This is a genomic window from Saccharothrix longispora (assembly GCF_031455225.1).
Taxonomy (GTDB): Bacteria; Actinomycetota; Actinomycetes; order Mycobacteriales; family Pseudonocardiaceae; genus Actinosynnema; species Actinosynnema longispora.
The window spans coordinates 7386112-7399100 of record NZ_JAVDSG010000001.1; the positions used below are offsets into that span (position 1 = coordinate 7386112).

Annotated in this window: 12 protein-coding genes and 1 tRNA gene; 5 read left to right on the forward strand and 8 right to left on the reverse strand. The window is 72.1% G+C overall.

What is annotated here, in order from left to right; translation table 11 throughout:
* Positions 1 to 37: 37 nt before the first annotated feature.
* The 3 genes from J2S66_RS32175 to J2S66_RS32185 are packed head-to-tail and all read left to right on the forward strand — an operon-like array spanning position 38 to position 2990.
* Positions 38 to 1690 (forward strand): fatty acyl-AMP ligase, encoded by a 1653-nt coding sequence (locus J2S66_RS32175; RefSeq protein ID WP_310312031.1) that lies wholly within the window; start codon positions 38 to 40, stop codon positions 1688 to 1690.
* A 42-nt stretch (positions 1691 to 1732) separates the two neighbouring features.
* Positions 1733 to 2503, forward strand: a complete 771-nt coding sequence (locus J2S66_RS32180) for a DUF3626 domain-containing protein (RefSeq protein WP_310312035.1) — start codon at positions 1733 to 1735, stop codon at positions 2501 to 2503.
* Between the two features lie 19 nt (positions 2504 to 2522).
* Positions 2523 to 2990 (forward strand): GNAT family N-acetyltransferase, encoded by a 468-nt coding sequence (locus J2S66_RS32185; protein ID WP_310312038.1) that lies wholly within the window; start codon positions 2523 to 2525, stop codon positions 2988 to 2990.
* Between the two features lie 47 nt (positions 2991 to 3037).
* On the opposite strand, the gene pth is transcribed toward J2S66_RS32185, so the two are convergent.
* The 8 genes from pth to J2S66_RS32225 form a co-directional block, all read right to left on the reverse strand.
* A complete protein-coding gene (pth, locus tag J2S66_RS32190; RefSeq protein ID WP_310312040.1) occupies positions 3038 to 3607 on the reverse strand; it encodes an aminoacyl-tRNA hydrolase in 570 nt (189 codons plus the stop codon).
* Positions 3597 to 4112 (reverse strand): DivIVA domain-containing protein, encoded by a 516-nt coding sequence (locus J2S66_RS32195; RefSeq protein WP_310312043.1) that lies wholly within the window; start codon positions 4110 to 4112, stop codon positions 3597 to 3599. Before J2S66_RS32195 ends, pth begins: the two co-directional genes overlap by 11 nt.
* Before the next feature lie 58 nt (positions 4113 to 4170).
* A complete protein-coding gene (locus J2S66_RS32200; RefSeq protein WP_310312046.1) occupies positions 4171 to 4776 on the reverse strand; it encodes a 50S ribosomal protein L25/general stress protein Ctc in 606 nt (201 codons plus the stop codon).
* Positions 4777 to 5218: 442 nt separating this feature from the next.
* Positions 5219 to 6190 (reverse strand): ribose-phosphate diphosphokinase, encoded by a 972-nt coding sequence (locus J2S66_RS32205; RefSeq protein ID WP_310315254.1) that lies wholly within the window; start codon positions 6188 to 6190, stop codon positions 5219 to 5221.
* 13 nt (positions 6191 to 6203) lie between these two features.
* A complete protein-coding gene (gene glmU / locus J2S66_RS32210) occupies positions 6204 to 7685 on the reverse strand; it encodes a bifunctional UDP-N-acetylglucosamine diphosphorylase/glucosamine-1-phosphate N-acetyltransferase GlmU (protein WP_310312049.1) in 1482 nt (493 codons plus the stop codon).
* A 68-nt stretch (positions 7686 to 7753) separates the two neighbouring features.
* Positions 7754 to 9379, reverse strand: coding sequence for a GGDEF domain-containing protein (locus J2S66_RS32215; protein WP_445381003.1), 1626 nt, complete (start codon positions 9377 to 9379; stop codon positions 7754 to 7756).
* A gap of 114 nt (positions 9380 to 9493) precedes the next feature.
* A tRNA-Gln gene (locus J2S66_RS32220) sits at positions 9494 to 9564 on the reverse strand.
* 236 nt (positions 9565 to 9800) lie between these two features.
* The gene (locus J2S66_RS32225; protein WP_310312055.1) at positions 9801 to 10946 is read right to left on the reverse strand and encodes an alpha/beta hydrolase family protein; all 1146 of its coding nucleotides are present in this window, start codon (positions 10944 to 10946) and stop codon (positions 9801 to 9803) included.
* 154 nt (positions 10947 to 11100) lie between these two features.
* Between J2S66_RS32225 and J2S66_RS32230 the strand changes: the two genes are divergently transcribed.
* Positions 11101 to 12060: an acyl-CoA desaturase gene (locus tag J2S66_RS32230; RefSeq protein ID WP_310312058.1), complete on the forward strand. Its 960-nt coding sequence runs from the start codon at positions 11101 to 11103 to the stop codon at positions 12058 to 12060.
* Between the two features lie 106 nt (positions 12061 to 12166).
* Positions 12167 to 12760 (forward strand): TetR family transcriptional regulator, encoded by a 594-nt coding sequence (locus J2S66_RS32235; protein ID WP_310315257.1) that lies wholly within the window; start codon positions 12167 to 12169, stop codon positions 12758 to 12760.
* The last annotated feature ends 229 nt before the right edge of the window (positions 12761 to 12989 follow it).

Here is a 12989-nt window from a genome sequence, read left to right on the forward strand (position 1 = left end):
GCTCAATGCTTCACGGGATCGCTCTACTCTGGCCCCCATGAGCCGGTTCGTGGACACGATGGTGGCAACCGCTGTGGGTGCCGGAGGACGTGAGCGGGGCATGACCACGGGGGAGCCGGGTGAGCCGGTCCGCCGCTCGTGGGCGGAGGTGCACGAGCGGGCGACCCGCGTGGCCGGGGCGCTCGTGGCCGGGGGGATGACGCGCGGCGCGTCCGTCGCGGTGCTCGCGGGAGACCCGGCGGCCATCGCGCCCGCCGTGCAGGCGGTGTGGCTGGCGGGTGGCAGCACGACGATGCTGCACCAGCCGACGGCCCGCACCGACCTCGCCGAGTGGGCCGAGGACACGCTGCGCGTGCTGCGCATGATCGACGCGGAGCTGGTGCTGCTCGGCACGCCGTTCGACGCCCTGTCCGCGGTGCTCGACCAGCACGGCGTGGCCTACCGCCGGCTCGACGAGCTGGACGGGGAGCCGCTGGCCGCGCCCGTCGAGGTCGACGAGGACATGCCCGCGCTGCTCCAGCTCACCAGCGGCTCCACCGCCGACCCGAAGGCCGTGCGCATCACCCACGGGAACCTCTGGTCCAACGCCGAGGGCATGCGGGTCGCCGCCGCGCTCGACCCGGGCAGCGACGTGATGGTGTCGTGGCTGCCGCTGTTCCACGACATGGGCATGGTCGGCTTCCTGACCGTCCCCATGCTGCTCGGCATCGAGCTGGTCAAGGTCACCCCGCCCGACTTCCTGGCCCGGCCCACGCTGTGGCCGGACCTGATCTCGCGCTACGGGGGCACCATCACCGCCGCGCCGAACTTCGCCTACGCCATCGTCGCCCGCCGCATGAACGGCGTGGACGACGGCGCGTTCGACCTGTCCGCGCTGCGCCTCGCGCTCAACGGGGCCGAGCCGATCGACCCGGTCGCGGTGAAGGCGTTCACCGACGCCGGCGCGCGGTTCGGGATGCCCGCCGAGTGCGTGCTGTGCGCGTACGGCATGGCCGAGACGACGCTGGGCGTGGCGTTCGCGCCGCTGTTCTCCGGCCTCGCCGTCGACTGGGTGGACCCGGGCGAGCTGGAGGCCGGCAAGCGGGCCGTGCCGGTCGCCCCGGACACCCCGAACGCGCGGGCGTTCCCGCTCAACGGACCGCCCCTGCCGGGCCTGGAGGTGCAGGTCGTCGACGAGTCGGGCGCGGTGCGCGGCGAGCGCGAGGTCGGGCAGCTGCGGGTGCGCGGTGAGGCGGTGACGCCCGGCTACCTGACCGTGGACGGGCCGCTGGCCACGCAGGACGCCGACGGCTGGCTCGACACCGGTGACGAGGGCTACCTGGTGGACGGCCAGGTCGTCGTGTGCGGGCGGCGCAAGGACGTGATCATCATGGGTGGCCGCAACATCTACCCGACCGACATCGAGCGGGCCGCGCTGTCCGTGCCCGGCGTGCGCGCGGGCAACGCGATCGCCGTGCGGCTGGACGCGGGCACCCGGCGCGAGCGGTTCGCCGTGGTCGTCGAGTCGAAGCTGGCCGGCGAGGACGACGCGGTGAAGGCGCTGTCCAAGGAGATCAGCGCGCGGGTCGTGGACGCGGTCGGGCTGCGGCCGTTCTCCGTGGTCGTGCTGAAGCCCGGCAGCCTGCCCAAGACGCCGTCCGGCAAGCTGCGCCGCTCGTCCGCCGCGTCCCTGGTGCCCGCCGCGGGGTGATGCGGGGTGCTCGGTGCGGCGGCGGCGCGTGCGCTCGCCTTCGTGACCGCGCGGTCGACCGGTCCGCCGCTCGACCGCGCGGTGCGCGTCACCCTGAACTTCCACCCCGAACGAGTGGTTCCCGGGTTGGTGGACGGTGGCGCGTACGTGTCGCAGTTCGTGACCGGGACGAGCAGCGGCGGCCTGACCGCGTTCGAGGGCGGTGACCGGTGGCGGTGGGAGAGCCGCATGTTCGGCGGCGCCTACGACTCGGCCGCCGCCCACGAGAGACCGGTGTACGGGGGCCTGAACTTCCGGCTGAGCCCGTACGGGGCGTCACCACGCTTCGGATCGTCACACCTGCGGCTGAAACCTGACGTCCCGAGGCGTACTACGTTCTGCTACCCGGACAGCGTGACCGAGCCCGAGCACTTCGGCGTCGCCGACCGCATGGCGCTCATCGCCCTCGCCCTGGCCGACCAGCGCGACCCCCTCGACGACTACGTCGAGGCACACGTGCACGGCGGGGTGTCGGTCGAGACCGACGCGGAGGCCCTCGTGCTCGACCCGAGCCATCGGGGCACCCCCGTCGAGGAGGCCGCGCTGCGCCTGCCCTGCCCGGTCGAGTGGCACCCCGGGTTCCACCTGCACGTGGACGAACTGCGCCGCCACCCGGACTTCCGCGGTCCGGAGTTCGTGGCGCTGGGGGAGCGCATCGCCGTGGACGGCGTGCTGACGCCGAAGGTCGTCGGCGACAACGCGGGCCGCCACCACCCGCAGGACCTCAAGAAGGTCTGGCACCTGCTGGCCCGGTTCGGGCGGCGCACCCCCTGATCCGGGCACCATGGGTCGCGTGACGTCGATCGAGATCCGCCCCGCCCGCCCCGACGACCTGCCCGCCGTGGCCGAGCTGCGCTGCCGGTGGGAGCACGAGAGCCGGGGCACCCGGGCGACGCCCGTGGAGGAGTTCGCGCCCCGCTTCGCGCAGTGGGCCCGCGAGCACGAGTCGACCCACCGGTGCGCGGTCGCCGCCGCGGACGGCCACGTCGTCGGCATGGCGTGGCTCGCGGTCCTGCCCAGGGTGCCCCACGGGGCCGCGTTCGACCGGGCGAGCGGCGACGTGCAGTGCGTGTACGTGGCGCCCGACCACCGCGGCGCCGGGCTCGGCGGGCGGCTCGTCGACGCCGTCCTCGACCAGGCCCGCGCACTCGGGCTCGAACGGGTGACCGTGCACTCCAGCGAACGCGCCGTCACGGCGTACGCGCGCAGCGGCTTCGCGGTGTCCCCGCGCCTGCTCCAGGTCGAGTTCGGCCACCTCTGACCACCCGCCGGGGCTCAGCGCGAACCCGTGCTCAGTGGAACTTGTTCTCAGTGGAACTTGTTCTGGGCGGCTTCCAGGCCCAGCTCCAGCAGCGCCTCCACCGCGTCCGCCGCCCGGTCCAGCTCGAACGCCAGCTCCTTGCGCTCCACCAGCGAGAAGTCCCGCAGCACGTAGTCGGCCGGGTCCATCCGCCCCGGCGGGCGGTCCACGCCGAACCGCACCCGGTGGTAGTCCTTGGTGCCCAGCGACTTGGTGATCGAGCGCAGGCCGTTGTGGCCGTTCTCGCCGCCGCCCAGCTTCAGCCGCACGGTGGCGAACGGCAGGTCCAGCTCGTCGTGCACGACGACGATCGACGCAGGCGGCACCTTGTAGAAGTTCGCCGTGCCCGCCACCGGACCGCCCGAGAGGTTCATGTAGCCGCGCGGCTTGGCCAGCACGACCCGACGCCCGGCCAGGCGGCCCTCCAGCACCTCGGCACCGCCCTTGTGGGCCTTGAACTTCCCACCAACGCGTGAAGCCAGCTCGTCGAGGACCATGAAGCCGACGTTGTGCCGGTTGCCCTCGTACTTGGGGCCGGGGTTGCCCAACCCGACGACCAGGGCCACGTCATCGCCCACGGAACCGCAACTCCTGCTCCAGCTCGTCCAACAGGGTGTCGACCGCCCGCACCTGGTAGCCGCGCCGGAGGCCCGACGTGGTGCTGAACCTGGTGTGGCGGACCTCGGCCGCGCTCATCCGCCCCCGGCCGTCCAGCGCCGCGGCGGCCCGGCCCAGGAAGGCGTCGACCTCGCCGCGATCGTAGCCGTTGGACGCCTTCGGCAGCGTCACCGCGAGCAGCGCGTCACCGGTCTGGAGCGTGGTCGGCGGCACGTGGCCGGAGCGCAGCTGGTGCTCCGCGGCGGTCAGGAACTCGTCCACGGCGCGCTGCTCGTAGCCGCCCGCGATCTCGGTGAACGCGACCGACCGCACCTGCTCGGGCCGCAGCACGAGCCGTCCGGCGAGGGCGTCCGCGATCTGCCGGGCGAACGCGTCGACCTGCGCCGGGTCGTACCCCCGGCCGCTCTTGCGGCGCGGGAACCGCAGGGCGCGCACCTGGGCGGGGCTCAGGTACGGGAACGGCACGCCACCCCAGCCGTGAGGCGGGGGAGGCGTGCCGTTCGAGTCGCCCGACGTGATGGGCTCAGCCTTCTTCGGTGGCCTCGGGCTCGGCGCCCTCGCCCGTGTCGCCCTCCATGGCGGCGGCACTCGGGGCCTCGTTCACCGCGAGCACCATGGCCTCGGGGTCGGTGGCGAGGGTCGAGCCCGTGGGGAGCAGCAGGTCGGAGGCGTGCACCTGGGTGCCGGCCGCCAGGCCCGCGATCGAGTACTCGATCTGCTCGGGGATGTTCAGCGCGTCGGCCTCGACCTGGACCGTGGTGAGGTCCTGCGTGAGCAGGGTCGCCGCGGCGGGCTCGCCGGTGAGGACGATGGGCACCTCGACGGTGACCTTCTCGCCCCGCTGCACCAGCAGCAGGTCGACGTGCTCGATGTAGTTCTTGATGGGGTGGGTGGTGACGGTCTTGGTCAGCGCAAGCTCGCTGGACGAATCGATGTCCAGGGCGATGACAGCGTTGTGACCGTGCTCGCGGACAACACGGGCGAACTCGAGCGCCGGCAGGGCCAGGTGCTTCGGGTCGGAACCGTGGCCGTAGAGCACCGCGGGGATCTTGCCGGCGCGGCGGGTGCGGCGGGCGGCGCCCTTGCCGAACTCGGTGCGCTGCTCTGCGGCGAGACGGACCTCGGACACGGTGGGGCTCTCCTAACGGTCTGGCCTGGTACGTCGGGCGGGGCGTAAGCGGGGTGGTGAGCCTGCGGCGGCCGGGCGGCGCGGAAGGTGAACACGCGCGGCATCACAACCGCCGCGTCGATCACGCCGAACGTGATGCTCGCCCTCGCCGAGGCAACCCGACCAGTGTAGGCCGACCGCGGGAACGAGACCTAATCGGGGGTTCGTTCCCCGCCCCGAACCCACCGAAACCCGAGAGTCCAACCCCCAGGTCGCGAGAGTCCAACCCCCAGGTCGGGTGAGTTCCACGCTCAGGTGGCGAGAGTTCTGCTCCCGGGTTGGACGAGTTCCGCGTCCAGGCCCCGTGAGCTCTGCGCCTGAACGTAGAACTCAGGGGTCCTGGACGTACGACTCGCGCGACCTGGACGTACGACTCGCGCGACCTGGGGGTTGGACTCCCGGGTCAGGCGTTGCCGTCGAACAGGGAGGTCACCGAGCCGTCCTCGAAGACCTCCTGGATCACGCGGGCCAGCAGCGGGGCGATCGGCAGCACGGTCATCGCCTCGAAGCGCTTCTCGGCCGGGATCGGGAGGGTGTCGGTGAACACGACCTCGCGGGCGCCGCAGTCCTGCAACCGCTCCACGGCCGGGCCGGACAGCACCGGGTGGGTGGCCGCGATGACGACGTCCGACGCGCCCTCGGCGAGGAGCTGCTCCACGGCCTTGGTGATCGTGCCGCCGGTGTCGATCATGTCGTCGATGACCACGCACAGCCGGTCCTGGACCTGGCCGACCACGCGGTTCGCGACGACCTCGTTCGGGCGCAGCGGGTCGCGGGTCTTGTGGATGAACGCGATGGGCGTGCCGCCCAGCGTGTCGGCCCACTTCTCGGCGAGCTTGGTGCGGCCCGCGTCCGGCGAGACCACGGTGATGTCGTGGCCCGCGTACTTGGCGCGGATGTGCTCCGCGAGCAGCGGCATGGCCCACAGGTGGTCCACCGGGCCGTCGAAGAAGCCCTGGATCTGGGCGGTGTGCAGGTCGACCGCGACGAGGCGGTCGGCCCCGGCGGTCTTGAACAGGTCGGCGACCAGGCGCGCGGAGATCGGCTCGCGGCCCCGGTGCTTCTTGTCCTGCCGCGCGTAGGGGTAGAACGGCATGATCACGGTGATGCGCTTGGCCGAGGCGCGCTTCAGCGCGTCCACCATGATCAGCTGCTCCATCAGCCACTGGTTGATGGGCGCGCAGTGGGACTGGATGACGAACGCGTCGCAGCCGCGCACGCTCTCCTCGAACCGCACGAAGATCTCGCCGTTGGCGAAGTCGTACGCCGACTGCGGCGTGACGGAGACGTTCAGGTGCTTGGCGACCTGCTCGGTCAGCTCCGGGTAGGCGCGACCGCCGAAGAGCATCAGGTTCTTCTTGGGTGTCCCGGCCATCGTGGGGTTCACGTCAGCGCCCTTCATCGGTTGTGCCATTCCCATTCTCGGACGCCCGCGCCCGCTCCGCCGCCTCCGCAGATGCGGTGCCGCCCCGACGGGACAGCACCCAGCCCTCCAGGTTGCGCTGGGGACCGCCCGACACGGCCAGCGCGCCCGGCGGCACGTCGCGCCGCACCACGGTCCCGGCGCCGGTGTAGGCGCCGTCGCCGATCGTCACCGGCGCCACGAACATGTTGTCCGAGCCGGTGCGGCAGTGGGACCCGATCGTGGTCCGGTGCTTGTTCACGCCGTCGTAGTTCACCGTGACGCTCGCCGCGCCGATGTTCGAGTGCTCGCCGACCGTGGTGTCGCCGAGGTAGCTCAGGTGGGGGACCTTCGAACCGGCGCCGATGTCCGAGTTCTTCACCTCGACGAACGTCCCGATCTTGCCGTTCTCGCCCAGCCGCGTGCCCGGCCGCAGGAAGGCGAACGGGCCGACGGACGCGCCCTCGCCGATCTCCGCGCCGGAGCCGTGCGTGCGCACCACGGACGCGCCCGCGCCGACCGCGCACCCGCTCAGCGTGGTGTCCGGCCCCACGACCGCGCCCTCGCCGACGACCGTCCCGGCGCGCAGCTGCACGCCCGGCTCGATCAGCGCGTCCCGGCCCACCCGCACGTCCGCGTCCAGCCACGTGGTGGCCGGGTCGACCACGGTCACGCCGGAGCGCATGGCCCGCTCGACGAGCCGCCGGTTCAGCTCCGCGCCCAGCCTGGCCAGCTGCACGCGGTCGTTCACGCCCTCCACGAGCCAGGCGTCGGGCGTCACGAGCGCGCCCACGCGCCTGCCGTCCGACCGCGCGATGGTCAGCACGTCGGTCAGGTACAGCTCGCCCTGCGCGTTGTCGGTCGACAGCCGCGACAGCCCGTCGCGCAGCACCGCCGCGTCGAAGGCGTACACGCCCGAGTTGACCTCGGTGATCGCGCGCTGCTCCTCGGACGCGTCCTTCTGCTCGACGATCGCCTCGACCTCGCCCGAGGCCGACCGCACGATCCGCCCGTACCCGGTCGGGTCACCCACCACGGCGGTCAGCACGGTGACCGCGTTGCCCTGCCCGCCGTGCTCGGCCAGCAGCGCGCGCAGGGTGTCCGCGTCCAGCAGCGGCACGTCGCCGTAGGTCACCACGACCGTCCCGCCCAGGTCGGCGGGCAGTTCGGCGAGGCCGCAGCCCACCGCGTGCCCGGTGCCCTTCTGCTCGTCCTGCACCGCGACGGTGACCTTGCGGTCCAGCGCGGCGGACAGCCCGTCGAGGTGGTCGGCGACCGCGGCGCGGCCGTGGCCGACCACGACGGCCAGGTGGTCCGGATCGGTCCCCGAGGCCGCGCGCACCGCGTGCTCCACGAGGGAACGTCCGGCGATGCGGTGCAGGACCTTGGGGGTGGCGGAGCGCATGCGGGTGCCTTCACCCGCTGCGAGGACGATCGTGCTGACCGGGGTGGGGACACCCTCAAGCATCAGCGCTCTCCCTAGCTCGGTGCGTGCCTTGCAGCGGGAGGGGCCTGGCTTCCCGCCAGGTGCCGATACTAAGCCTCCGGGTCGGGCTCGCCCTCCACAGCCGCAACCCGGCAGCCACCCCTGCGCTTCGCCGCGTACATCGCCGAGTCGGCTCGCGCGAGGGCCGCGTGCGCCGTCTCGCGGGGGCGCGCGGAGATCACGCCGACCGACAGCGTGACCCCGCGCGACAGGTCGGAAGGCAAGGCCGCGACGGCATCCACGGCGCGTGCCAGCGCCGCCTCGGCCGCGTGCAGCGGCGCACCCGGCAGCAGCACCACGAACTCGTCACCGCCGTACCTGGCCACCAGGTCGTCACCCCGCAGGGCCTGCCGCAGTGTGCTGGCAATCACGCGCAGGACGTCGTCGCCCTCGGCGTGCGAGTACTTGTCGTTGACCACCTTGAACCCGTCGAGGTCCACCAGCGCGATGGCCATCGGGTGGGTCTGGGCGTTGATCAGCGCGGCCAGCCGGTCGTCGAGCGCGCGGCGGTTCGGCAGGCCCGTCAGCGGGTCCTGGAGCGCCTGCTGCGCGATGGCGCCGTGCGCGCGGGTCAGCCGCTCGTGGTCGCGGCGGGTGAGCAGGGTGGCGGTGCGGGCCTCCTGCATCAGCCACAGCTCGGTCTCCAGCGCGGTCGCGTACGTCTCCAGGGCGCTGATCGTGCGCTCCTGCTTCGGGCCGGACATGCGGGCGAACTCGCGGGCCAGGCACAGCATCAGCGTCGGCTCGGACGTGTCGCGCTCCAACCGCTCGCGGGCGCCGTGCAGCACCTGGAGCGCCTGCTGCGGCAGCTCCTCCATCTCCAGGCACCGGGCCAGGGCGATCGACACGATGATCAGCTCGCGGGCGTACATGGCCAGCTCGCGCAGCGACCACAGCCGCGAGATGTGCTCGGCGCCCGGTTTCGCCAGCGCGTGGGCGGCCCCTATCACCGGCACCTGCTCGGCGGCGGTGCGGTCGCGGCGGCCGGGGTGCAGGGACTCGCGGAACGCGCCCTCGACGGCGGTGGCGATGGCCGACGCGGTGGTGAACCGCTCGGCGGCCTCCTCGAAGTTGTCCACCCGCTCCAGCCGCAGGCCCCAGCCGATGAGCATGCGGGTCCGGTTGAGCAGGTGCACGTAGATCAGGTGCGGGTTGGCGCTCTCCCGGATGGCGTTGTGCGCGCGGGCCAGCACGTCGTCGGCCATCTCGTAGACGCCCAGCTGGGTGAGCACGAGCCCGGTCGACTGGAGCGCGGAGGCCAGCAGGCGGTCCCACGTGCGCTTGTCGAGCATGGGGTCGGGGGCGAGGTCCTCCTCCAGCATCGCCAGGCCGCTCGCGACCTCGGTCAGCGCCTTGTCCTCGAACCCGCCGAGCAGGTAGCGGCGACCGCGCAGCGCGTGCGCCTCGGCCTCCAGCACCAGCAGGCCGTGCCGCCGGCAGTGGGCGAGCATCTCGTCGAGCACGGAGTCGGAGAGGTCGACCAGGCCGGGGGTGACGATCCGGACCACGGCGGCGGCGCGGAGCAGCTGGCCGACGATCCGCGGCTCGCCGCGGCCCTGCGCCTCGGCGAGGATCTCGTCGACCTCGTGCGCCGCGTCGAGCTGCTCGGAGAGGTGGCTGCTCTGCGCGACGGCCACGAGCTCACTCGCGCGGCCGACCAGCCACGCGTCGGACATCTCGTGGAGCACCGGCGCCACGTTGCCCTGCTCGTCGACCGCTTCCTCGCGCAGCGACTCACACCCCCCATGCAGACGCAGGGCGACCGGGCCCGGGACGGCCCGACCGGCTCGCTCCGCCACCAGGATTCGAACCTGGACCATCGGAACCAAAATCCGAGGTGCTGCCTTTACACCATGGCGGAACGGTCGAGGCGGACCCCGACCGCGCGAACACATGTTGTCACGACTGCCCCCTGTAGGTCAGCACCGCCACTCAAGTGGCGGCAACCCGTGGGTGATTGGATCATGACACACCGTGTTGTGGCTGGTCAGCGTAGGGGTGCAGACAGCTCGCGCGGCGCCTCCGGCGCGCCGCGGCGGGCGGAGAACAATCATGTACACAACTACCGTCGGTAGTTAATCGGCCACCTGACGGGGTTCAGCGGATGGTGTCGACCGAGTCGAGGAACTCGGTCACCGCCTCCTCGTACGCGTCCGGGTCCACGTTCCACGCCGCGGTGTGCTCGGCGGCGGGCACCTCGACGTAGCGCATCGGCCAGTCCAGCCGCGGCGCGGCGGCGGCCAGCTCGCGCGACGACCCCACGGGCACGGTGCCGTCCGCGCCACCGTGGAACAGCAGCGTCGGCGGCCGGTGCGCGGGCGGGTGGTCGGCCAGGTCGAACCGGTCGAAGTCCAGGTCGGCGCGCCAGTCCGACACCAGCTCCGCGATCGGCACGAGCTGCTCGGGCACACCCCGGTTGCGCGACTGGAGTTCGAGCGTGTCCGTCCAGCTCACCACCGGCGCGTCCAGCACGACCGCCCGCACCAGCGGCGCGTCGGCGGACCGGGTCAGGAACCGGCCGACGATCGCCCCGCCCATCGACCAGCCGTAGAGCACGACGTCGCGCGCGCCCCGGCCCCGGGCGAACCGCACGGCCGCCTCCACATCACGCCATTCGGTGTCACCCAGGTGGTACAAGCCGTCCGGCGAACGGGGGGCTCCCTCGTCGTTGCGGTAGGTCACGGCGAGAACGGGTAGCCCCAGGTCGTGCAGAGTCGGCGTCACCCGCAGCGCCTCCGCCCGGGTGCCACCCCGGCCGTGCACCGCGACGACCCACGTGGACGACGTCGCGGGCACGAGCCACGCGGGCGCGTCCCCGAGTTCCGTGGGCACGCGCACGTCCTCGTGCTCCAGGCCGAGGGCGGTGCGCGGGTCGGTCGTCCACACCGAGGTCTCCAGCCGCACGCGCGTGCCGTCCGGGGGCGCCTGGCCGACCAGCTCGCGCACCACCGAGCCCTGCGACCGCCGCGTCACCGGGCCCACCTCCGCCCCGCCGCCGGGCCACACGAGCCCCCACCTCCCGGGCAGGGCGCTCACCCGCGATTCCGCCAGCGTGACGGTCCCCGCGGCGGACGAGGTGACGGTGTCGCGGTAGCCGGGGCGGGAGTTCTCCGGCTCCAGCAGCTGCCCGCTGTAGTACCAGCCGAAGCCGACGACACCCGCGACGAGCAGCACGAACACCGTGACGAGCGAGATCAGCGCGATCCGCAGGCGACGCCTGCCGCGAACGTTCGGGGACGACACCCCCGAATGATGCACCGGCGTTGATCGACACGCCCGGCTTCCTGAGAACACGCCGTGATTTCGAGCCGCCACCCTGGCGGCATCCGCAGGACCTAACCTACGGTGTCGTAAGTTACGGTTCCGTAGGTAGTCCCCGAGCGACGAGGTATCACGTATGACCAGCACCCTTGAGAGCAGGTCCACGCCGCAGGGCCCGGAGGACAAGGGCCCCAAGCCGATCATCGAGGGGCGGCGCGGCCACGTCGAGCAGTTCAGCGTGTACGTGTTCGTCATCGTGCCGTTCCTGGCTCTGCTCGCGGCCGTTCCGCTCGCCTGGGGCTGGGGGCTGGGCTGGGTCGACGTCGCGCTGTTCGTCGTCTTCTACTACCTGGCCGGCATGGGTGTGACCGTCGGTTACCACCGCTACTTCACGCACGGCTCGTTCAAGGCCAACCGCGGGCTCAAGATCGCCCTCGCCATCGCCGGCAGCATGGCCCTCCAGGGCCCGGTCATCGTGTGGGTGGCCGACCACCGGCGCCACCACGCGTTCTCCGACCGCGAGGGCGACCCGCACTCGCCGTGGCTGTTCGGCTCCGGCCCCGTCGCCCTGGCCAAGGGCTTCTGGCACGCCCACATGGGCTGGCTGTTCGACCGCGACCAGACCAACGCGCGCCGCTTCGCCCCTGACCTGCTCGCGGACAAGGACCTCGTCCGCATCGACAAGCTGTTCCCGCTGTGGACCACGATCAGCCTGCTCGCCCCGGCCCTGCTGGGCGGCCTGATCACGATGTCCTGGTCCGGTGCGCTCAGCGCGTTCTTCTGGGCCGGTCTCGTCCGGGTGGCGTTCCTGCACCACGTGACCTGGTCGGTCAACTCCATCTGCCACATGGTCGGCGACCGCCCGTTCGCCGCCCGCGACCGCTCCGCCAACGTCTGGGCGCTCGCGATCCTCAGCTTCGGCGAGTCGTGGCACAACCTGCACCACGCCGACCCGACGTGCGCCCGGCACGGCGTGAAGCGCGGTCAGATCGACATCTCCGCGCGGGCGATCTGGCTGTTCGAGAAGTTCGGCTGGGCGACCAACGTGCGCTGGCCGAACGAGCAGCGCCTGGCCCGGATCAGCGCCAAGAAGTAGCCGACCACCCGCCCCCCTCGCAGTTCGCGCGGGGGGCGGGTGTTTTAGGGTGGCTGGGATGGCGGGGAGACGGCGCGACGACGAGACACCGGTGCCGCGTGTGCGGATGACGGGCAAGGAGCGGCGCGAGCAGCTGCTCGACGTGGCCCGGGCGCTGTTCGCGGAGAAGGGCTTCGAGGTCACCTCGGTCGAGGAGATCGCGCACCGGGCGGGCGTGTCCAAGCCGGTCGTCTACGAGCACTTCGGCGGCAAGGAAGGCATCTACGCGGTCGTGGTGGACCGCGAGATGCAGTACCTGATGGACCACATCGTCAACGCCCTGTCCGGCGGGCACCCGCGTGAGCTGCTCGAACAGGCCGCGACGGCGTTGCTGGACTACATCGAGGGCTCGACCGACGGGTTCCGCATCCTGGTGCGCGACTCACCCGTGGCCTCCTCGACCGGCACGTTCTCGTCCCTGCTGAACGACATCGCGTCCCAGGTGGAGTCGATCCTGGGGCTGCACTTCTCGCGGCAGGGCTACGACCGCAAGCTCGCGGCGCTGTACTCGCAGGCCCTCGTGGGGATGGTCGCGCTGACCGGCCAGTGGTGGCTGGAGGTGCGCAAGCCGAAGAAGGACGAAGTGGCCGCGCACCTCGTCAACCTGGCCTGGAAGGGCCTCTCCCACATGGACCACAAACCCCGCCTCCGCATCCGCTGACCGCGCGAGTCGTAAGCCCACCCCGCGCGAGTCGTAAGTCCAAGTCGCGCGAGTCGTAAGTCCAAGTCGCGAGAGTCCAACACTCAGGCACCCTGAGTTCTTCACTCACGAGTAAAGAACTCACGGTGCCTGGACGTACGACTCACGGTGCCTGGACGTACGACTCACGGTGCCTGGACGTTGGACTCGCGCGACCTGAACGTACGACTCGCGCGGGGTGGACTTACGA

Bases quoted from the DNA above. Each gene is read 5' to 3' on its own strand.
- J2S66_RS32175 (WP_310312031.1), top strand. From the start codon at position 38: ATGAGCCGGTTCGTGGACACGATGGTGGCAACCGCTGTGGGTGCCGGA.
- J2S66_RS32205 (WP_310315254.1), bottom strand. From the start codon at position 6,190: ATGGCCGGGACACCCAAGAAGAACCTGATGCTCTTCGGCGGTCGCGCC.
- glmU (WP_310312049.1), bottom strand. From the start codon at position 7,685: ATGCTTGAGGGTGTCCCCACCCCGGTCAGCACGATCGTCCTCGCAGCG.
- J2S66_RS32215 (WP_445381003.1), bottom strand. From the start codon at position 9,379: ATGTCCGACGCGTGGCTGGTCGGCCGCGCGAGTGAGCTCGTGGCCGTC.
- J2S66_RS32230 (WP_310312058.1), top strand. From the start codon at position 11,101: ATGACCAGCACCCTTGAGAGCAGGTCCACGCCGCAGGGCCCGGAGGAC.
- J2S66_RS32235 (WP_310315257.1), top strand. From the start codon at position 12,167: ATGACGGGCAAGGAGCGGCGCGAGCAGCTGCTCGACGTGGCCCGGGCG.